18 protein-coding genes and 1 tRNA gene are annotated in these 19,153 nt (G+C 71.3%); 10 read left to right on the forward strand and 9 right to left on the reverse strand.

Features of this window, described 5'->3' with window-relative positions:
• Positions 1–94 precede the first annotated feature (94 nt).
• Positions 95–1,045 carry an ArsA family ATPase gene (locus ACWD12_RS09190; protein WP_450099067.1) on the forward strand — a complete coding sequence of 317 codons (951 nt, stop codon included), beginning with the start codon at positions 95–97 and terminating at the stop codon, positions 1,043–1,045.
• Positions 1,042–2,529, forward strand: coding sequence for an ArsA family ATPase (locus ACWD12_RS09195; RefSeq protein WP_450098982.1), 1,488 nt, complete (start codon positions 1,042–1,044; stop codon positions 2,527–2,529). Before ACWD12_RS09190 ends, ACWD12_RS09195 begins: the two co-directional genes overlap by 4 nt.
• 266 nt (positions 2,530–2,795) lie before the next feature.
• Here ACWD12_RS09195 and ACWD12_RS09200 read toward each other — a convergent pair whose 3' ends face one another.
• Entirely contained in the window at positions 2,796–3,119 is a 324-nt protein-coding gene (locus tag ACWD12_RS09200; protein ID WP_358350524.1) for a WhiB family transcriptional regulator, read from the reverse strand.
• Positions 3,120–3,475: 356 nt separating this feature from the next.
• On the opposite strand from ACWD12_RS09200, the gene ACWD12_RS09205 reads away from it, so the two are divergent.
• The gene (locus tag ACWD12_RS09205) at positions 3,476–5,800 is read left to right on the forward strand and encodes a transglycosylase domain-containing protein (RefSeq protein WP_358350527.1); all 2,325 of its coding nucleotides are present in this window, start codon (positions 3,476–3,478) and stop codon (positions 5,798–5,800) included.
• A 92-nt stretch (positions 5,801–5,892) separates the two neighbouring features.
• On the opposite strand, the gene ACWD12_RS09210 is transcribed toward ACWD12_RS09205, so the two are convergent.
• Positions 5,893–6,348, reverse strand: coding sequence for a GatB/YqeY domain-containing protein (locus ACWD12_RS09210; protein ID WP_358350530.1), 456 nt, complete (start codon positions 6,346–6,348; stop codon positions 5,893–5,895).
• A gap of 111 nt (positions 6,349–6,459) precedes the next feature.
• Here ACWD12_RS09210 and ACWD12_RS09215 point away from each other — a divergent pair, with 111 nt between their 5' ends.
• The 3 genes from ACWD12_RS09215 to ACWD12_RS09225 all read left to right on the forward strand — a co-directional run bounded on the left by ACWD12_RS09215 (position 6,460) and on the right by ACWD12_RS09225 (position 8,749).
• Positions 6,460–7,356 (forward strand): metallophosphoesterase, encoded by an 897-nt coding sequence (locus ACWD12_RS09215; protein ID WP_450098983.1) that lies wholly within the window; start codon positions 6,460–6,462, stop codon positions 7,354–7,356.
• Positions 7,357–7,428: 72 nt separating this feature from the next.
• A tRNA-Pro gene (locus tag ACWD12_RS09220) sits at positions 7,429–7,502 on the forward strand.
• Between the two features lie 572 nt (positions 7,503–8,074).
• Positions 8,075–8,749, forward strand: coding sequence for a GlxA family transcriptional regulator (locus ACWD12_RS09225; RefSeq protein ID WP_450098984.1), 675 nt, complete (start codon positions 8,075–8,077; stop codon positions 8,747–8,749).
• A 66-nt stretch (positions 8,750–8,815) separates the two neighbouring features.
• On the opposite strand, the gene ACWD12_RS09230 is transcribed toward ACWD12_RS09225, so the two are convergent.
• Entirely contained in the window at positions 8,816–9,550 is a 735-nt protein-coding gene (locus tag ACWD12_RS09230) for an SDR family oxidoreductase (protein ID WP_450098985.1), read from the reverse strand.
• A 118-nt stretch (positions 9,551–9,668) separates the two neighbouring features.
• On the opposite strand from ACWD12_RS09230, the gene ACWD12_RS09235 reads away from it, so the two are divergent.
• Positions 9,669–10,385 (forward strand): TetR/AcrR family transcriptional regulator, encoded by a 717-nt coding sequence (locus tag ACWD12_RS09235; RefSeq protein WP_450098986.1) that lies wholly within the window; start codon positions 9,669–9,671, stop codon positions 10,383–10,385.
• Between the two features lie 152 nt (positions 10,386–10,537).
• On the opposite strand, the gene ACWD12_RS09240 is transcribed toward ACWD12_RS09235, so the two are convergent.
• On the reverse strand, positions 10,538–10,981 hold the full coding sequence (locus ACWD12_RS09240; RefSeq protein ID WP_450098987.1) for a PaaI family thioesterase: 444 nt from the start codon (positions 10,979–10,981) through the stop codon (positions 10,538–10,540).
• 187 nt (positions 10,982–11,168) lie between these two features.
• Here ACWD12_RS09240 and ACWD12_RS09245 point away from each other — a divergent pair, with 187 nt between their 5' ends.
• Together ACWD12_RS09245 and ACWD12_RS09250 are read left to right on the forward strand one after the other, a co-directional pair.
• The gene (locus ACWD12_RS09245; protein WP_450098988.1) at positions 11,169–11,621 is read left to right on the forward strand and encodes a DUF6247 family protein; all 453 of its coding nucleotides are present in this window, start codon (positions 11,169–11,171) and stop codon (positions 11,619–11,621) included.
• A gap of 8 nt (positions 11,622–11,629) precedes the next feature.
• The gene (locus ACWD12_RS09250; protein WP_450098989.1) at positions 11,630–11,806 is read left to right on the forward strand and encodes a hypothetical protein; all 177 of its coding nucleotides are present in this window, start codon (positions 11,630–11,632) and stop codon (positions 11,804–11,806) included.
• Here the strand turns inward: ACWD12_RS09250 and ACWD12_RS09255 are convergent.
• Together ACWD12_RS09255 and ACWD12_RS09260 are read right to left on the reverse strand one after the other, a co-directional pair.
• Complete coding sequence (locus tag ACWD12_RS09255) at positions 11,796–12,605, reverse strand: SDR family NAD(P)-dependent oxidoreductase (protein ID WP_450098990.1); 810 nt, start codon at positions 12,603–12,605, stop codon at positions 11,796–11,798. The two genes, ACWD12_RS09250 and ACWD12_RS09255, sit on opposite strands and share 11 nt — an antisense overlap.
• A 192-nt stretch (positions 12,606–12,797) precedes the next feature.
• Positions 12,798–13,910, reverse strand: coding sequence for an MBL fold metallo-hydrolase (locus ACWD12_RS09260; protein WP_450098991.1), 1,113 nt, complete (start codon positions 13,908–13,910; stop codon positions 12,798–12,800).
• Between the two features lie 266 nt (positions 13,911–14,176).
• On the opposite strand from ACWD12_RS09260, the gene ACWD12_RS09265 reads away from it, so the two are divergent.
• On the forward strand, positions 14,177–16,057 hold the full coding sequence (locus ACWD12_RS09265; RefSeq protein ID WP_450098992.1) for a prolyl oligopeptidase family serine peptidase: 1,881 nt from the start codon (positions 14,177–14,179) through the stop codon (positions 16,055–16,057).
• Between the two features lie 64 nt (positions 16,058–16,121).
• Here ACWD12_RS09265 and ACWD12_RS09270 read toward each other — a convergent pair whose 3' ends face one another.
• The 3 genes from ACWD12_RS09270 to ACWD12_RS09280 are packed head-to-tail and all read right to left on the reverse strand — an operon-like array spanning position 16,122 to position 18,668.
• Complete coding sequence (locus ACWD12_RS09270; protein WP_450098993.1) at positions 16,122–17,012, reverse strand: SURF1 family protein; 891 nt, start codon at positions 17,010–17,012, stop codon at positions 16,122–16,124.
• 49 nt (positions 17,013–17,061) lie between these two features.
• Positions 17,062–18,153, reverse strand: a complete 1,092-nt coding sequence (locus ACWD12_RS09275) for a hypothetical protein (protein WP_450098994.1) — start codon at positions 18,151–18,153, stop codon at positions 17,062–17,064.
• Positions 18,150–18,668 carry a SigE family RNA polymerase sigma factor gene (locus ACWD12_RS09280; RefSeq protein ID WP_358350577.1) on the reverse strand — a complete coding sequence of 173 codons (519 nt, stop codon included), beginning with the start codon at positions 18,666–18,668 and terminating at the stop codon, positions 18,150–18,152. Before ACWD12_RS09280 ends, ACWD12_RS09275 begins: the two co-directional genes overlap by 4 nt.
• Positions 18,669–19,153: the final 485 nt, after the last annotated feature.

Genomic DNA, 19,153 nt, shown 5'->3' on the forward strand with positions numbered 1-19,153 from the left:
CGACAATGTGAGCCAGGTGACTGAACCGGACAATCCCCGCACGGCGGGCCCGAAATCCGACGGGGACACCGATTGGGAGGGCGTCCGCCTCCACGTGGTCAGCGGTAAGGGCGGCACCGGCAAGACCTCTGTCGCCGCGGCGCTCGCGCTGGCCCTTGCCCACGACGGACGCCGGACCCTGCTCGTGGAGGTCGAGGGGCGGCAGGGCATCGCCCAGCTCTTCGAGACCGCCGAACTCCCCTACGAGGAACGCAAGATCGCGGTCGCCCCGGGCGGGGGCGAGGTGTACGCGCTCGCCATCGACCCCGAAGAGGCCCTGCTCGACTACCTCGACATGTTCTACCACCTGGGCCGCACCGGTAAGGGCCTCAAGAAGCTGGGCGCTATCGACTTCGCGACCACCATCGCCCCCGGCCTGCGCGACGTGCTGCTGACCGGCAAGGCGTGCGAGTCGGTACGCCGCCGGGCCAAGGGCGACCGCGGCCAATGGGCGTACGACGCGGTGGTCATGGACGCGCCCCCGACGGGCCGCATCAGCCGCTTCCTCAACGTCAACACCGAGGTGGCCGGGCTCGCCCGGTTCGGTCCGATCCATTCGCAGGCCGAGGCGGTCATGCGGGTGCTGCGTTCCCCCGAGACCGCGGTGCACCTGGTGACGCTGCTGGAGGAGATGCCGGTGCAGGAGACCGTGGACGGCGTCGCCGAACTGCGCGGCACCGGGCTTCCGGTCGGCGGGGTGGTGGTCAACATGGCCCGACCGCCGTTGCGCGCCGACGACGAGACCGACACCGGGCGCAGACTGGGCCCGGAGCTGCTGGACGCGGGGCTGCGGGCGGCGGGCGTACGTCCCACCAAGGCCCTCGTGGCGGCGCTGCTGGACGAGGCCGACGAGCACGCGAGCCGGATCGCGCTGGAGACCGAGGAGCGGCGTACCGTCCGCGGCCTCGGGCTGCCGGTGTATGAACTGCCGCTGCTCCCCGACGGAGTCGACCTGGGCGGCCTGTACCGCCTGGCCGACGCACTGCGCGAGCAAGGGGTGGCATGACTTCCGCGAGCAAGGGCTCCGCGCGGGGCACCCGGTCCGCGAGCCAGTCCGGAGGCCGGTCCACAACCCGCTCGACTAGCCGCCCCACGAGCCGCCCCACGAGCCGCTCCGCGAGCCCGGCCGCGACCCGGGCGGCCGCCCGCACCCGCACGCTGGAGATCGACCCGCTGATCGACGACCCGGCCACGCGCATCGTCGTGTGCTGCGGCTCGGGCGGCGTCGGCAAGACCACGACCGCCGCGGCGCTCGCCCTGCGTGCCGCGGAACGCGGGCGCGACGTCGTCGTACTGACCATCGACCCGGCACGTCGGCTCGCGCAGTCGATGGGGCTGACCGAACTCGACAACACGCCGCGGCAGGTGGCCGGGGTCGACGAGACCAAGGGCGGCAGCCTGCACGCGATGATGCTCGACATGAAGCGCACGTTCGACGAGATCGTCGAACAGCACGCGGACGGCGAGCGCGCCCGGCAGATCCTGGAGAACCCCTTCTACCAGTCGCTGTCGTCGAGCTTCGCCGGTACGCAGGAGTACATGGCGATGGAGAAGCTGGGCCAGCTCCACGCCGGGGGTACGTGGGACCTCATCGTCGTCGACACCCCGCCGAGCCGTTCCGCCCTCGACTTCCTGGACGCTCCGCAGCGGCTCGGATCTTTCCTCGACGGGCGCCTCATCCGCATACTGTCCGCGCCGGCGAAGGTCGGCGGGCGGGGTGCGCTCAAGTTCCTGTCGGCCGGGATGGGGCTCATGACGGGTGCGCTCAGCAAGGTCGTCGGGACGCATCTGCTCACCGACATCCAGACCTTCGTGGCCGCGCTCGACACGACGTTCGGGGGCTTCCGCAAGCGTGCGGACGCCACGTACAAGCTGCTGCAGGCGCACGGCACGGCGTTCCTGGTGGTGGCGGCGCCGGAGAAGGACGCGCTGCGCGAGGCCGCGTACTTCGTCGAACGGCTGGACGCCGAGGCCATGCCGCTCGCGGGGCTGGTGCTCAACCGCGTGCACGAAACCGCGGCGGGCCAACTGTCCGCGGAGCGCAGCGCGGCCGCGGCCGAAACGCTGCTGGAAGAAGCCCTGGAGCTGGACGCGGACCCGGACGCGGACGTGGATCCGGACCTGGACCCGGACGCGGATCCCGACTTGGCCCCGGACGACAGTGCGCCCCAAGACACGGACACCGATACCCACACCGACTCGGACGCCGACCCGGACATCGCCCCCGACGCCGACTCGGGCGACCCCGCGGCCTCGGGCGGGCAAGTGAGTGAGCCCGGCGCGGACGGGCCGTCGGCGGAGGACCTTCGGCTGGTCGCCGGGCTGCTCACCTTGCACGCGGAACGGCTGCGGATGATCGGGCGCGAGGAGCGCGTACGGACGCGCTTCACGTCGATCCACCCGGACGTCCCCCTGGTCGAGGTACCCGCGCTGCCGGGCGACGTCCACGACCTCGACGGGCTGCGGACGATCGGCCGCCACCTGGGCTGACCCGCGTGCGCGCCGGCGGCCGTACGCTCCGACAGCGTGCCGGGCGCCGCCCCTGACAGGCCGCGCCCCGCGAAGTCCCGGGTGGATGGCGGGTGTCCGGCGCGCGGATGCCTGGCGCGGCACCCGGGTCCCCGAGCCGGGGCCTGACTCCCGGGCCCGTGGACCATGAGTGCGCGTCGGACGCCTGCGCGTCGGTGGTGGTGCCTCGTTGTGGTGCGTCGTGGTCGTGCGTGGTGGTGATGGTGCGTGGTGCTGAAGTGCGCCCGTCAGCCTGCCGCGCGCAACCCCAGGTTGTCGTAGTCGGCGTGGATGTCCCGCTCGTACTCCTCGCGGGCCGTTTCCAAGAGCCTGCGCCAGGACGTGACCGTCGGCCTGCGGCGCAGCAGAGCACGGCGTTCCCGCTCGGTCATCCCTCCCCAGACACCGAACTCGACCCGATTGTCGAGGGCGTCGGCCAGGCATTCGGTACGCACCGGACACCCGGTGCATACGGCCTTTGCGCGATTCTGGGCCGCCCCCTGCACGAACAGCTCATCCGGATCGCTGGCGCGGCACGCTGCCAGTGCGTTCCAGTCGGTAACCCAGCTCATGCTGGTGCCGTCCTCTCCCGATTCGAGGCTCCCCCTACGGCGGCAACGGGGAAATCCCGTTGCCAAGCAGGACGCTACGAAAAGACAGGCGCGCGCAACAGCCCCTACTGGGCGGTCATGAATGACCCGGACGGACTATGCGCAAATATGGGCCCACCCGTCCGGGTGAAAACTCTTGCGCGACCAGGGGCTATGGCCCGTAGTCCCCCGCCGGGGGTCCGCCGGGTAGGTCCCGCCTTCACCCGAATTCACTCGAAAGGGTGAACGAGGTGCGGGGAGCTGTCCCCCGGCTGCTGTTACAGACTAGGCGAAGTCCCTCCGACTTGCGGGCGGTTTCGCCACGTAGTCTTTCCCGCATGGCCCGTACCCCCTCCGGCAGGACCCGCCCCGGCGCACCGGGTCGAGGTCCCACGCGCCCGCGGTCGTTCATAGGATTCACCGGCCGCCTCACGGCCTTCATCGGCGCCAGCATCCTGGCCGGCGCCCTCGTCGCGGGCATCGCGCTGCCCATCGTCGGCGGACTCGGTCTGACCGCGAAGGCCGGCGCGGAGAACTTCGACGACTTCCCCGACGAGTTGGAGGCGCCGTTCCTGGCCCAGCCGTCGACGATCTACGACGCCGCGGGCAACCAGCTCGCCACCGTCTACGACCGTTACCGCATCCTCGTCGGCATCAACGACGTCGCGCCGCTCATGCGCAAGGCGATCGTGGCCATCGAGGACTCGCGGTTCTACGAGCACGGGCCGATCGACCTCAAGGGCACGCTGCGAGCCCTCGTCAAGAACCAGTCCGGCGGCGAGGTCCAGGGCGGCTCCAGCCTGACCCAGCAGTACGTCAAGAACATCTTCGTCGAGCTGGCCGGCGACGACCAGGCCAAGGTCGCGGACGCCACGAAGCAGGAGCTCTCCCGCAAGATCAAGGAGCTCAAGTACGCCATCGGGATGGAGCAGCGCTTCACCAAGGACCAGATCCTGGAGCGCTACCTCAACATCATCCCGTTCGGCCAGCGCGCCTTCGGCGTCGAGGCCGCCGCCTTCCGCTACTTCGGCGTCAAGGCCCGCGACCTGACGCTGCCTCAGGCGGCCCTGCTCGCCGGCGTCGTAAACGCGCCGACCAAGTACGACCCGATCGCGCAGCCCGAGGCCGCCAAGACGCGCCGCAACATCGTGCTCCAGCGCATGGCCGAGGTCGGCGCGGTCCCGCAGGTCGAGGCGGACCAGGCCAAGCTCACCGAGCTGAACCTGAACGTGCAGACGCTGGAGAACGGCTGCATGGTCGCCAACAAGTTCAACGGGTCGGCGTTCTTCTGCGACTACGTGCGCAACGTCATGAAGAACGACCCCGTGTTCGGCAAGACGAAGGAAGAGCGCGACGCCCTGTGGCGGGCGGGCGGGCTGCGCATCAAGACGACGCTCGACCCGAAGATGCAGGAGGCGGCGTACAAGGCGGCCACCGAAGGCGTGCTCCAGCAGGAGGAGGTCGCCGACGCGGTCGTGATGGTCGAGCCGGGGACCGGCAAGATCAAGGCGATGGCGCAGAGCCGGCCGTACGGCTTCGAGGACGTCAAGAACGAGACCGTCATCAACTTCTCCGTGGAGAAGGCGCTGGGCGGCTCGGCGTTCGGCTTCCAGCCGGGATCGACGTTCAAGGCCATAACGGCCGCGGCGGCGCTGGAGGCCGGGTTCTCGCCGGGTCAGACGTACACGACCGACTCGTACATCATCAAGTACGACAAGGAGAAGTTCACCAACTGCGAGAACCAGCCCCTCTACGCGGAGTCGTGGACGGGCAAGGACATCAAGGGCGGAGGTCTGAAGAACGAGTCGAAGAGCGAGTTCGGCACGTACGACATGCAGACCGCGCTCCAGTTCTCGATCAACACCTACTTCGTGATGCTGTCGAAGGAAGTCGGCCTCTGCCAGGTCGCCACCCTCGCCGCGAGCATGGGCATCACCCAGGGCAACGGCAAGCCGCTCGACCAGCTCCCCGGCCTGACCCTGGGCACCAACACCGTCACCCCGCTGATGATGGCCAACGCGTACGCGACCTTCGCCGCCCGCGGCAAGTACTGCGAGCCGCGCGCCATCACCGAGGTCACCCGCCTCGACGGCACCAAGCTGCCGATCCCGGCGGTCGACGGCAGCAACTGCCGCCAGGTGATGAAGGCCGAGAACGCCGACGTCATCAACTTCCTGCTCAACGGCGTGACCGAGCGCGGTACCGGTAAGCAGGCGAACATCTCGCGCGAGGCGGCCGGCAAGACCGGTACCACGGACGAGAAGAAGAACGCCTGGTTCGTCGGCTACACGCCGCAGCTGTCCACGGCGGTCTGGGTCGGCGGTCCGAAGACGCAGAAGACCATGGAGCCGTCCGGCGGCATCATGATCGGCGGCAAGCGCGTCACCCAGGTCTTCGGTGGCTCGGTCCCGGCTCCGATCTGGCAGAAGGCGATGACCAAGGCCCTGGCCGGCCAGCAGGAGCTGAGGTTCACCCCGCCGGCCGCCGGCGTCATCCCGCCGCCCGCGCCGCAGCACGCGCCGAAGCCCGAGGACAAGCCGGACGACGACCAGAACAAGCCCGACCCGAGCCGACCCGGCACGCCCACCAATCCCGGAACACCGGGCATTCCGGGGATCCCCGGATTCCCGGGTACGACGAGGCCGCCGGGCAACGACCGCTGATCCCGTCCGATCCCGTCTGATCCCGTCCCGGACAACGTGTGAGGCCCGCCCCGATCCCGGGGCGGGCCTCACACGTTTCCTGTCCCCCGCTGTCAGCTCCCCAGCTGGCTCTTGATCTCCGCCGCGATGCGCCCGCCCTCGGCGCGGTCCCCGACCTTGGGCCGGACCACCTTCATGACCTGGCCCATCGCGGACGGCCCCGAGGCACCCGTCTCCGCGATCGCCGCCGCCACGATGCCCTTCAACTCCGCGTCGTCGAGCTGCTTGGGCAGGTACTCGGCGAGGATCTCGCCCTCGGCACGCTCCCGCGCCGCCGACTCGGCGCGACCGCCGAGCTCGAACGCCTCGGCGGCCTCGCGGCGCTTCTTGGCCTCGCGTACCACGATCTTCAGCACCTCGGCGTCGGAAAGCTCCCGCGCCTCCTTGCCCGCGACCTCCTCGTTGGTCACCGCGGTCAGCGTGAGGCGCAGCGTCGAGGAACGCAGCTCGTCACGTGCGCGAATGGCCTCGGTCAGGTCGGTCTGGAGGCGGCTCTTGAAGGTACCCATGCCCCCAGTGTCGCAGCCGCCCCGCACGCGCCCCCACCCAATTAGCCACCCGTTACGCCTCACAGACCAGCGGCTCCCCGCCCGAGCCCGACCTCTGGAACCATGGGAAGAATGCGAACGAAGTTTGCGCTTCCACTGGGGATCGCCGCCACGGGTGCCGCCTGCCTGACCTATGCCGCCGCCTACGAGGCCCGATCGTTCCGGCTCCGGCGCGTAGAGGTCCCAGTCCTGCCCCGCGGCACACGCCCGCTCCGGGTGCTCCAGGTGTCCGACATCCACATGGTGTGCGGCCAGCGCAAGAAGCAGGAATGGCTGCGCCGACTGGCCGCCCTGAAGCCGGACTTCGTCCTCAACACCGGCGACAACCTCTCCGACCCCGAGGCCGTGCCCGAGACCCTCGACGCCCTCGCCCCCCTCCTCACCCTCCCCGGCGCGTACGTCTTCGGCTCCAACGACTACTTCGCCCCCCGCCCCAAGGACCCCACCAGCTACCTCCGCCGCGACGACGGCACCCGCCGCTTCGGCGTCGAGAACCCCTGGACCGAACTGCGCGACGGCTTCGACGGCGCCGGCTGGGAGAACCTCAACAACGCGCGGGGACGCCTCAAGCTGGAAGGCCTCGAACTCGAACTCGTGGGCCTCGACGACCCCCACATCGACCGCGACCGCTACGAACTCGTCGCCGGCGGCCCCGACCGCTCCGCGCAACTCTCCCTCGCCGTCGTCCACGCGCCCTACCGCCGCGCCCTCGACGCCTTCACCGCCGAGGGCTACCCCCTCGTCATCGCCGGCCACACCCACGGCGGCCAGGTCTGCGTCCCCTTCTACGGCGCCCTCACCACCAACTGCGACCTCGACCGCAAGCGCGCCAAGGGCCTCTCCCGCTACGACTCCGCCGGCAACGAGACCTACCTCCACGTCTCCGCCGGATGCGGAACCTCCCGCTACGCCCGCTTCCGCTTCGCCTGCCCCCCGGAGGCCACCCTCCTCACCCTCACCCCCGCCTGACCTGCACCTTCTCCCCCACCAAAACCGGATTTCGCCTGGGCCCCCCCGTCCGCTAAGCTAAACGCGCATCAACGGGGTGTGGCGCAGCTTGGTAGCGCGCTTCGTTCGGGACGAAGAGGTCGTGGGTTCAAATCCCGCCACCCCGACGCTGATGTACCAGAGGCCCTTCCGGATCTTCCGGAAGGGCCTCTGGCGTATTGCCGTGCATTGTGTGGGTCGTGCGGGCGGACGCGTCGCTGCTGGGTGGAGGACGGCGGCGCGTTGGTCATGACGGTGGCGGCGACGTGTTCCCGTCCGTGCAGGCTGGGTTGGGCGTCTGATGCGGGCTTTGGTGTGTGAGAGGCGCCCGCTGCCGTCCGGCGGGGAACGCGGTGTTGCGTCAGGAGCCCCAGCGGGCCGCCCGGGCGCCTAGTTCGAGGGCTGTTACGGCGCCCGGCTCGCCGCGTTCGCGGAGGAATTCGCCTGGGACGGTGTAGCGGGCGCCGGCCGTTCCCTGGCAGGTCTTCGGGAGTTGGCGGGACGGCCCGTACACGCTCACGGTCTGCGCTGAACGCCCCGGCCTGGTCCCGGTGCACGGCGGCCCGCCGCTGTCCGTCGCGCACGGTCTGGACCGCCTGGCGTCCGCCGACAGCGTGATCCTCCCCGGCTACCTGGAGCCGGACGTACCCCCGCCGCGGTCACCACCGCACTCGCCGGCGCGGCAGCGCGCGGGGCCCGCATGGTGTCCATCTGCACGGGTGCGTTCGCCCTCGCCGCCGCCGGTGTGCTCGACGGCCGCCGGGCCACCACGCACTGGCTGTACGCGCGGACGCTGGCCAGGAAGTACCCCCAAGTGACGGTCCGCCCTGGGGAGTTGTACATCGACGAGGGGCGGGTGCTTACTTCGGGCGGTGTGACCGCCGGCCTGGACCTGTGCCTGCACCTCGTCCACCGTGACCATGGCCCCCGCGTGGCGAACCAGTTGGCCCGCCTGCTGGTTGCCGCACCGCATCGCACCGGAGGGCAGGCCCAGTTCATCGACCTGCCGATGCGGCCGCAACCGTCCGACGGCTCCGCGAAGTTGTACGACTGGGCGCTGGAGAACCTGCACCATCCCCTGACCGTCGGGCAGTTGGCACGCCGGGCGGGCGTGTCCCGCCGCACCCTCATCCGACGCTTCCACGCCGACACCGGCCTGCCGCCGATGCGGTGGCTGCTGGACGCGCGGCTCGCCCGCGCACGTGAACTCCTCGCAACCAGTGGCCTGACAGTCGAGGCGGTCGCACGCCGTTGCGGCCTGGGCACGCCCGCCAACTTCCGGACGCTCTTCAAGGCCCGTGTCGGCGTACCGCCCAGCGTGTACCGCGACACGTTCCTGTCCGTGCCGCTGCCGCCCGGCGCGGAAACGGCTTGAGTGCCGGCGTTGTGCGTGGCGGTTTCCTGGTGGTTGTGACGCCGATGACGTGGTTGTCGGCTGCCGTCAGATGATGCCGCCGTTGGCGCGGATGGTCTGGCCGTTGACCCAGTGGCCGGCGGGGCTTGCGAGGAAGGCGACGACCTCGGCGATGTCCTCGGGTGTGCCGAGGCGTTCGAGCGGGGGCTGCTTGGCGAGTCGATCGATCGTGTCCTGGTCCTTGCCGTCGAGGAAGAGGTCGGTGGCGGTCGGGCCGGGGGCGACGGCGTTGGCGGTGACGTCCCGGCCGCGGAGCTCTCGGGCGAGGATCTGCGTCATCGTCTCGACCGCGGCCTTGCCGGCGGCGTACGCGGCATAGCCGGGGAAGCGCAGCCCGACGACCGACGTGGAGAAGGTGACGATGGCACCGCCGGGCCGGATGCGGCGGGCGGCTTCGCGGGCCATGACGAAGGCGCCGCGGACGTTCGTACGGTACTGGGCGTCCAGGTCGGCCAGGTCGAGGTCGGCGACTGGCGAAAGTGCCATCCGGCCCGCCGAGTTCACGACGACGTCGACGCCGCCGAACTCCCGCTCGGCGGCATCGAACATGGCCGCCACGGCCTGTTCGTCGGCGACGTCGGCCCGAACCGCGACGGCCCGGCCGCCGGACGCCGTGACGGCGTCCACCACCTCGGCCGCGGCGTCCGCCGCCGACGTGTAGCCGACGACCACCCCGTATCCCTGGCCGCCCAGCGTCTGGGCGACGGCTCGTCCGATCCCCCGGGATCCGCCGCTGACGACGGCGACGCGCTCGCTGTTCATGGGAAGTCTCCGATTCGGTCCGCTGTATCGGCGATATGAATGTCTCGTATCGACGTTATGTATTGACGGTAGCACTGCGCTCGTACCGGCGCTAGCGCGGACACGTATCATTGATTCCATGGTGGAGACGGAGCAGCTCAGGGCGCAGATGATCGAAGCCGCCGAGGGGCAGTTGGCGGCCTCGCCGGACTTCGACATCGCTACCCGGTCGGTCTGCGAGGCCGTGGGCGTGACCCAGCCGGTGCTGTACCGCCTGTTCGGTGACAAGCGCGGCCTGCTCGACGCGGTCGCCGACCACGGCTACGAGCGGTACGCCGAGCTGAAGGCGGCCCAGGAGCAGACCGGCGATCCCGTGGCCGACCTGCTGGCCGGCTGGGACGGCCACATGGCCTTCGCCCGGGACAACCCGGCGCTCTACCAGCTGATGTTCGCGCCGCGCCCGTGGTCGCACTCCCGAGCGCGCGACCGGGTGTTCGACCTCCTGGTCGCGGCCCTGGTGCGGTGTGCGGCGGTCGGCAGGCTGCGGATCGAACCACGGGCGGCGGCCGCAATGGCGCTCGCCGCGAATGTCGGGATCGCGCTCGACCACATCGCCGAACCCGCGCGGTTCGACAGCGTCGAACGCTCGCACCGACTCCGCGACGCGGTGTTCGCCCGCGTCCTCACCGAGAGCCCGGCGTCCGACGCGGCACGCGACGACGAAGATCCGGTACGCGCGGCCGCGCGGCGACTCCGCGCGCAACTGCAACTGGCCGCTGCCGACGCACTGGAGCCCGAGGAGTCGGCCCTGCTCCTCAAGTGGCTCGACCGGATGACGGGCAGCGGATCACGATGACCGGATGACCGGAGACCGAATGACCGGATCCGGGGCGGAGTGGTCGTGCCGTCCCGTACGTTCGCGGCGCGACCACCAACTACCGGCGGAAAACCGGGCGGTGGGCGGAATTCCCGACGTGAAGTCCCGTCGTAATTCCGGTCGGTCGAATTTCAGGACGCCGGGACGCCCTGGATACGGGCTGTCGCGGTCGCCACGGCTACGATTTTGCCTTCCGGGGACAGGAGTTCGCCGGCCAGGAAGCAGACTTCCCTGCCGCGCTGGACGATTCGCCCGCGGCCGAGCAGGCGGCCGGGGCGGGCCGGACGCAGGAACTGCACGTGCAGGTCGAGCGTCGGTGCGAACTGGCCGTGGGGCAGGGTCGCGACGAGGGCCGGGCCCATCGTGTCGTCCAACATCGCGGCCAGGAACCCGCCTTGGACTACGCCTGCCGGGTTGAGGAAGCGTTCGGTGGCCTGGAAGGCGACTTCGATGGTGCCCTGTTCGGGGTCGACCGCGACCAGTTCCCACCCGAGCGTCTCCGCCGCGGGCGGCGGTGGGGTACGCCCCGCCAGGACGTCCCAGAACGGGCCCTGCCTCTCCGCATGAGTCGTCATGGGGGGACCCTAGTCCCGAGCACCCTCTCCGGCAGGGTGACGACGCCGCGAATTGCCGTGCCGAAATGCGTTGCCGGGTCCCCTACTTGACCCGGAGTGCGGAAACTCCGCAGTCGACGCGAATTTGACCTCCCTCATGCGGAAGGCCCCCTCGCGTGCGGCGCGGCGGCGGGTCACACTGGTGGCCATGAGTGCGACCCACTCGACGGAGCGTGGTGCGGCAATTCCACTGGAGATGACCGGACCGGCGGTGTACGCGGCCCTGCCCGACGAAGAACGGCGCAAGTTCGACCGGGAGTTCCACGACGCGCTGCACGTGGCGGCCGTGACGTACGACGTGGAACCGCTCAGCGAAGTGGTCCGAAGGTGGTGGATCGCCTCCGGCGGCGACCCCGCCGTGGCGCGAATCGACCGCGACACGGTGGCCGGACACGCCGATCAGGCGCACTGCGTCCCGCAGGACGAAACCTGTTGCCGGCACACGGCGTTCGCCTTCGGCAACCAGGCGATGGCCATCATCGTGCGGTTCGAGGAGGCGTTCCGGAACGCCGCCGAGGAGGCCGCCGTGACGCTGGACCACCTCCCGCTGCGCTACCTGGCCTTCGGTTACCGGGTCACCGAGCGCCTGGGTCCGCAGTAGCCGCCGGAGTGTCGAAGGCGGCCCTGCTCGCGCTGTTCGTGGAGCGTGGCAACGACGAGCATCGTCCACTTGTCGCAGATCCGGTCCAGTACGGCGCGGTTGACCTGATCCTGCCGCCGCTCACCGGCATCGCCGTCGGGCTCGCGATCGTCGCGCCCCCGCGACCCGCGGGCGTCACGGCATGACGACGCCGCCATTGGGCCGGATGGTCTGCCCGGTGACGAAGCGGGCGGCGTCGGAGGCGAGGTAGAGGATCGCCAGCGCGATGTCGCGGGGCTCGCCGATGACACCAAGTGGGGCCTGGGCCGCGCGGTTCCCGATGGTTCGGGTGCGCGCGTCCTCGTCCACGGTGCCGTCGGGGGCGGTCCAATAGCCCTGGACCATGGGCGTGTCGATGAAGCCGGGCGCGACGGAGTTGACGCGTACGCCCGCCGGGCCGACCTCGACGGCGAGGGTACGCGTGAGCATGAGCACCGCCGCCTTGGTCAGGGCGTACGCCGAGATCCCCGGCGCCGGCATGTCCGCCCCGGCCGATGCCACGTTGACGATCGCACCCGAACCCTGGGCGGTCATCACGCGCGCGGCGGCCTGGCAGCCGAAGTACGTGCCCTTCAGGTTCACCCCGATGATCAGGTCCAACGTCTCCTCGGAGGTGTCGACCACCGGCGCGGAGCGGATCACGCCGGCGACGTTCGCCCAAACGTCGATGCGCCCGTGCTCGGCGACCGCGCGCTCCGCGAGGGCGGTGACCTGGGCGGCGTCGGTGACGTCGGTGGGGACGACGTCGGCGCGGCCGCCGCGGGAGCGTACGGCTTCCGCGGTCACGGCCAACCCGGCGGCGTCGACGTCGGCCAGCACGACGGCGGCGCCCGCCTCGGCCAGAACCACGGCCGTCTCGCGGCCGATGCCCGAGGCGGCGCCGGTGACGACGGCCGCCTTACCCGGGAGGGTGAAGACGTCCGAGGGGTCAGAACCGCCGGTCATGGGCGCCTCCTGGGGGTAAGTTTTGATATACCGAAGGGCCTTTCGGTATTTCCACAGGGAGCGTGACGCGCACGACCGCAGAGCGCAAGGGCCGGCGGCCGGTGACGAACGTCGGCCCTTGCGCTGCGCCCGGTGCCGGTTCGGGAAGTCGGTTCAGGAACTCGGTTCAGGAACTCGGTTCACCGTGTCGGTTCAGGGAGTCGCGACCAGGCTCTCCCACCAAGGCGTCTGCACAGGCAGGCTGGTCGTGACCCGGTCGCCGGGGCGCGGCAGAGCGAGCGTCGTGCCGGTCGCCTTCGCCTCGCGGAGCAGCCGGTCGACCGGTTCCGCCCAGGGGTGCGGGGCCAGGTCGAACGTCGCCCAGTGCACCGGCAGGAGCAGGCGCCCGCCCAGGTCGAGGTGTGCGGCGACGGCTTCTTCGGGGTCCATGTGGATGTCCGGCCAACTCGGGCTGTACGCACCGATCGGCATCAACGTGAGGTCGAACGGCCCGTGCTCCGCACCGATCTTGGCGTACCCGTCGAAGTAGCCGGAGTCCCCCGCGTAGAACACGCGGTGTCGGTCACCGGCCACCACCCACGAGCCCCACAGGGTGTCGTTGCGCCGCAGCGTACGCCCGGAGAAGTGGCGGGCGGCGGTGGCCGTGAAGCGCAGCCCCGCGACGACGGCCTCTTCCTCCCAGTCCAGTTCGACGATGCGGTCCTCCGGGACGCCCCAGCGCGCCAAGTGCGCGCCGATACCGAGCGGGACCAGGAACGGCGCCGAGTGCGCCGCGAGGAGCGCCCGGATGGTGGCGCGGTCGAGGTGGTCGTAGTGGTCGTGCGAGATCACGACGGCGTCGGGCGCCGGGAGGTCGCCGAGCGGCACCGGAAGCGGGTGCAGGCGGCGCGGGCCCACGAGCTGCGAGGGCGAGACGCGTTCGCTCCACACGGGGTCGAACAGAATGCGGCGGCCTTCGAGTTCGACGAGCGTACTGGCGTGCCCGTACCAAATCGCGCTCACGCCGTCGGCGGACGCCGGGGCGCTCGGCGCGGACACGAGCGGTACGTCGCCGGCCGGATGCCGCAGCGCACGGTTGCGCGCCATCTCGCGCATGATCTGCGGCGCGCTGGTCGGGGACACCACACTCGCGGGCACCGCGTTGTGGAAGGACCCGTCGCGGAACTGCGGCGACCGCCGCATCCGCGCCAGGCGCTCGCCGCTCGCCTTGCCGCCGAACTCGGCCGGGACGTCGCGCAGCGCCCACCCGGCGGCGGCCAGCGCCACTCCGCCGGTGACCAGGCCGCGCAGTGCTCGTGTTGCCATCGGGTCGCTCCTCGGTTCGCCTGGATGTTCAACCGCCGCAGGGCGCTCTGTGTTCCCGCGGGTGCCCGCAGTTATGCCGAGTTCCCGTTCTTCGTACGCTCCCCCGTGCCGCGCCGCACGGAGTCGTTGCCGTTCTCTCCCGGCATCCGTCCGGACTGCGGTGCCCGCGGTGCCCGTGGTGCGCGGATATGCCCCTGGGGCCGCTGTCGCGACCGGAGGGACCGGGTACACGCCGGGCGGCGGGCGGGCGTAGTTCAATGGAGCGCATGTCCGACTCCGCGTCCACGGTCGCTGCCGTGGGTCCATTTGATTCCGCAGACACCCCTGGTACCGCCGATTCCGCCGTTCCCCTCGACGATGCCGCGCCCGCGTGGGAAAGGCGCTTCCGGGCTCCTCGGGTGAGCCTCCCCGATTGGGCGGAACACGCCCCCGACCGTTCGGTGTTCCTGTCGAACGCGTCGGGCACGTACGAGATCTACGCCTGGGACCGCGGCACCGGGGCGCAGCGGCAGGTCACCGACCGGGCCAACGGCACCACGACGGCCTCGATCGATCCGACCGGGGAATGGATCTGGTGGTTCGCGGATACCGACGGCGACGAGTTCGGCGTGTGGATGCGGCAGCCGTTCGGCGGCGGCCCCGACGTCGAGGCGGCTCCCGGCCTGGAGCCGTCGTACCCGGCGGGCCTGGCGATCGGGGCCGACGGCCTCGCGGTCGTCGCCCGGTCCACGGACGAGGACGGGTCGACGGTCCACGTCGTACGCTCCGGGGCCGAGCCGGTCACCATCTACCGGCACCGCGAGTCGGCGGGCGTCTCGGCGCTGTCCGAGGACGACACGCTCGTCGTGATCGAGCACAGCGAGCACGGTGACACGATGCACCCGTCGCTGCGCGCGGTACGCCTGGACGGGTCGCTCGTCGCCGACCTGCACGACGGCCCACCCGGCGAGGCCCCCGCCTCCGGCCTGTCCTGCACCGGCTTCGCCCCGGTGTTCGGCGACTCCCGCGTGCTCGTGTCGCACCAGCGCCGCGGCCGCTGGGAGCCGATGATCTGGAACCCGCTGACCGGCGAGGAGCACGAGATCGACCTCGGGCTGCCGGGCGACGTGGGGGTGGACTGGTACCCGGACGCGAGCGCGCTGCTGGTCGAGCACGACCACCAGGCACGGTCCGAGCTGTACCGCTACGACCTCGCGACCGGCGCCCTCGAACGCCTCGCCACCCCGGCCGGCACCGTGCTGGGCGCCACCGCGCGCCCGGACGGGAGCGTCGAATACCTGTGGTCCAGCGGCGAACGCCCGAGTGAGCTGCGCTCGACGGGCGGCGGCACGGTACTGGTGCCGCCCGGCGACCGGGCCCCCGGTTCGGTGGCGGTCGAGGACGCGTGGGTGGCGGGGCCAGGCGGGGTGATCCACGCGCTGGTGTCGCGGCCGGCCGGCGGGGAGGGCCCGTACCCGACGGTGTTCGAGGTGCACGGCGGCCCGACCGCGCACGACGAGGACCACTTCGCGCCCGGTGTCGCGGTGTGGATCGACCACGGCTTCGCGGTGGTCCGGGTCAACTACCGGGGCTCGACCGGCTACGGCAAGGAATGGACCGACGCGCTGCGCGAGCGGGTCGGCCTCATCGAGTTGGAGGACATCGCCGCGGTACGCGAGTGGGCCGTGTCGTCCGGGCTCGCCGACCCGGAGCGCCTCGTGCTGTCCGGGGGCTCGTGGGGCGGCTACCTGACGCTGCTGGGTCTGGGCGTCCAGCCGGAGAACTGGGCGCTGGGGCTCGCGGCCGTGCCGGTGGCCGACTATGTCGCGGCGTACGAGGACGAGATGGAGGCCCTGAAGGCGATGGACCGCACGCTCGTCGGCGGCACTCCCGAGGAAGTCCCGGAGCGGTACGCGGCGTCGTCGCCGATCACGTACGTGGACCGCGTGCGTGTCCCGGTGTTCATCAGCGCGGGCATCAACGACCCGCGCTGCCCGATCCGGCAGATCGAGAACTACGTGGCGCGGCTCGGCGAACTGGGCGCGGTGCACGAGGTCTACCGGTACGAGGCGGGACACGGCTCGGCGGTCGTCGAGGAGCGCATCCGGCAGGTGCGCAAGGAACTCGACTTCGTGAAGCGGCATCTGGAGATGCCCAAGAGCGTGTGAGCGGACGGGGGTTCGCGGACGGCTGCCGGGACCGGCGGCCGTCCGACCGCTCGCCGGGGAACGGTCAGGCGGAGACCTGGGGCTCCTGCTTCTGCTCCTGGTCCTGCCTTTGCTCCCGCCCCTGGCCCTGTTCCTGCCCCTGTTCCTGCGGTTCGAGGCCCAACTCGCGCAGCACGGCGGCCTCCTCGGCCTCCCGGCGCTCCTCGATCTCCCGCCGCACGACCCGCCACCACAGGAACACGGACGCACCCGCGAAGACGAACCACTGCGCGGTGTAGCCCAGGTTCTGCCAGGCGCGGCCCGAAATGCCGCCGCCCTTCTGCGCCTTGGCGGGCGGCACCGGGGTGAGCCCGGCCGGGGCGGCCGGCTCCTGCGCGCTCAGTGCCACGTACCCGTCGTAGATCGGGTACGGAAGGATGTTGACCAGGTCCGGCGGATTGATGAGGGAGACCTGTCCCGCGGGCAGCCCGACCTGGCGGTCGATCCCGGACCCGTGCTCGGTCTCGGACAGTTCGAGGCGCCCGGTCACCCGGACGTCGCCCGTCGGTGCCGGCGGCACGGTCTCCGGCTGCGGGGCGCCGGGCACCCAACCGCGGACGACGAGGAGGCGGTCGCCGCCGCCCTTCGGTTCGAGGGGCGTCAGGACGTACGAGCCGTCGCGCCCGTCGATCTCGCGGCCCGGCACGAGCAACTGGTTCGCCGCGTCGTAGCGGCCGTCCACGAAGACGTTGCGGCCGCGGTCGTCGGAGGTCACGCGTACGCCGCCGCGCAGTTGGTCCGCGAGCGCCACCGCCGGCTCGGCCGAGACTTTCGTCTCGGCGGCCTTCTCGGTGGACTTGCTGTGCTCGTTGTACCGCTGGAACTGCCACAGCCCGAGCGCCGCGCACACCGGGACGGCCACCAGTACGAGGACGTGGAAGGCCACCCAGCGCGGCTGCAAGAGGAAGCGGTGCACGCAACCACGGTAACCGGGGCGGGAGGGTCCGCAGTCCCTCGGGTCCCGGTCAGGCCTTGGGGTACGCCCCGGACAGGTACACGTCCGTGCGGTACACCACACCGCCGCACGCCGCCGTCAGCCGGACCTCGGCCAGCTTCACGCCGCCGTCCGCGAGGGCGTAGCCGAGCGCGGGCACGGGCGGCGGCGGACCGGGCGGGTCGCCGGGCGTACAGCTGCCCCCGGCGCCGGTGCCGGCCGTCGGCTGCCACGCGAACTGGAACTCGTACGCCGCGCCCTTGCGCACCGTCAGCGGTCCGGTCGGAGCGGCCACCTCCGGCAGGCGTACCGCGGGGTCCGAGCTCTGGTGCACGATCACCGACACCTGGATCGGCGGATTGCCGGGCGGGGCCGCGACCATGACGTTGCCGGGACCGCCGATCGAGCAGTCGCGCCGCGAGGTGTTGCGGATCTCGACGACGCCGTACGCGATGCCGTCGGCCCCCGGCGAGCCGAGCACCGTGGCCGGCCCCTGCTCAAGATCGTTGACGGTGCACGCGGGTGCCGGAGGCGGCGTGGTGGCGCCGGTCGGCCCGACGGTCGCGGTGGCCGTGGTCGGCGTGATCGTCGGCCCGGCGGTGGCGGACGGCACGGAGGCCGGCGGTGTCGGGATGAGGCCGAACGTGGGCAGCGCGGTCGGCGTCAAGGGCGTGTTCAGGGTGGACACGCTCGCCGGCGGATTGTCGCCGTCGGCCTTGCCGGAGCTGCTCGAACCGAGCGACCCGTGGCCGTCCTTGTTGCCCTCGCCGTCGTCGTCCGCACCGTTGCCGTTGGCGTTTTCGACGTCGTTTTCGCCGGAGTCCGCATCGGCCTGCGTACCGCTCTTCTGGGTCGTCTGGTCGGTGATGACCGCGGTCCGCACGACCGGCGTCGCGACGGCGAGCACGGCTACGGTGCCGACCGTGGTCAGGACCATCGCACGGCGCCGCCTGCGTCGCGCGGGCACCGCGGCACGCAGCCGGTCCAGCGCGTCGGGTGCCGGACGGATGTCTGACACCGCGTCGTTCAGTCTGCGGCGCAGCTCGAAGGGCAGGCCGTCGTCGGGCATCTCGTCACCGGACCGCCCGCCGGCCGCCCCCCGGTCCTCGTTCATCGCGCTCACGACGTCTCCATCCGGGCCCGCAACGCCTCAAGCCCCCGCGAACCGTATGCCTTCACCGAACCGACCGACAGTCCAAGCAGGTCAGCCACCTGAACCTCCGTCAGATCCGCGTAGTAGCGCAGCACGATCACCTCACGCTGCCTTCTCGGCAGTTCGCGCAGCACCCTGACCAGGGCATCGCGCTCCAGCACACTGTGCGCACCTTCCTCCGCGGCCGGTTCGTCCGCCGCGGGCCGGGGCATCAGACGCAAGGCCATCAGCCTGCGGCGCAGCGTCGACCGCGAGAGGTTCACGACAGTCTGCCGCAGGTACGCCAGCGTCTTGTCCGGTTCCCGCAGTCGGTGCCGGGCGACATGGACGCGGACGAAAGCCTCCTGCACGACGTCCTCGCACGAGTGCGGGTCGTCGAGCAGCAGCGCGGCGAGCCTGAGCAGTGTGCCGTAGTGCGCACGATATGTCTCGGTCAGCAGATCAACGGAGACCCCCGCACCGTCGGACGCCTCCGCGGCCGACATGGTTCTCCGTTCCGGACTTTCGGCGGATCGGCCGGGGCCGGCCTCCGGCGCGGTGTCGGGGACGGTGTCGGACGCCACGTCAGAAACCGCGTACCCGAGCAGCGAGTCCATGGACTCCCATCCGCCCCCCGGCGGATCGGAGGCCGACGGCAAGACCGCCGCGGACCCGGGGACCGGCACGTCGACAGGCGGGCGCGCAGGGCGGACGCCCCGCTTGACCCGTGGTTCCACCCCCACCAACTCCGCCACGAACGTTAGACACCCAGTCGCCCCGGAAGGTTGTTCGGAAAGTTCCCGGGAAGTCGTCGGGGACCACCGGGTCGCTCCGGGAAAATCAGGTTGTCGGCCTGGGGAGACACGCTACTGCGTGACGGCCCGTCAGGGAGGGGCTTCTTGAGGGTCGAGACGTCGCGGTACGGGCGGACGGGCGGACACGCGCGACGCCCCCGGTCCCGCGGGTGCGGGATCGGGGGCGTCGGTCGTAC

It is taken from the genome of Streptodolium elevatio (genome assembly GCF_053592165.1).

Bases quoted from the DNA above. Each gene is read 5' to 3' on its own strand.
- ACWD12_RS09195 (WP_450098982.1), top strand. From the start codon at position 1,042: ATGACTTCCGCGAGCAAGGGCTCCGCGCGGGGCACCCGGTCCGCGAGC.
- ACWD12_RS09200 (WP_358350524.1), bottom strand. From the start codon at position 3,119: ATGAGCTGGGTTACCGACTGGAACGCACTGGCAGCGTGCCGCGCCAGC.
- ACWD12_RS09205 (WP_358350527.1), top strand. From the start codon at position 3,476: ATGGCCCGTACCCCCTCCGGCAGGACCCGCCCCGGCGCACCGGGTCGA.
- ACWD12_RS09210 (WP_358350530.1), bottom strand. From the start codon at position 6,348: ATGGGTACCTTCAAGAGCCGCCTCCAGACCGACCTGACCGAGGCCATT.
- ACWD12_RS09215 (WP_450098983.1), top strand. From the start codon at position 6,460: ATGCGAACGAAGTTTGCGCTTCCACTGGGGATCGCCGCCACGGGTGCC.
- ACWD12_RS09225 (WP_450098984.1), top strand. From the start codon at position 8,075: ATGGTGTCCATCTGCACGGGTGCGTTCGCCCTCGCCGCCGCCGGTGTG.
- ACWD12_RS09230 (WP_450098985.1), bottom strand. From the start codon at position 9,550: ATGAACAGCGAGCGCGTCGCCGTCGTCAGCGGCGGATCCCGGGGGATC.
- ACWD12_RS09235 (WP_450098986.1), top strand. From the start codon at position 9,669: ATGGTGGAGACGGAGCAGCTCAGGGCGCAGATGATCGAAGCCGCCGAG.
- ACWD12_RS09240 (WP_450098987.1), bottom strand. From the start codon at position 10,981: ATGACGACTCATGCGGAGAGGCAGGGCCCGTTCTGGGACGTCCTGGCG.
- ACWD12_RS09245 (WP_450098988.1), top strand. From the start codon at position 11,169: ATGAGTGCGACCCACTCGACGGAGCGTGGTGCGGCAATTCCACTGGAG.
- ACWD12_RS09255 (WP_450098990.1), bottom strand. From the start codon at position 12,605: ATGACCGGCGGTTCTGACCCCTCGGACGTCTTCACCCTCCCGGGTAAG.
- ACWD12_RS09260 (WP_450098991.1), bottom strand. From the start codon at position 13,910: ATGGCAACACGAGCACTGCGCGGCCTGGTCACCGGCGGAGTGGCGCTG.
- ACWD12_RS09265 (WP_450098992.1), top strand. From the start codon at position 14,177: ATGTCCGACTCCGCGTCCACGGTCGCTGCCGTGGGTCCATTTGATTCC.
- ACWD12_RS09280 (WP_358350577.1), bottom strand. From the start codon at position 18,668: ATGTCGGCCGCGGAGGCGTCCGACGGTGCGGGGGTCTCCGTTGATCTG.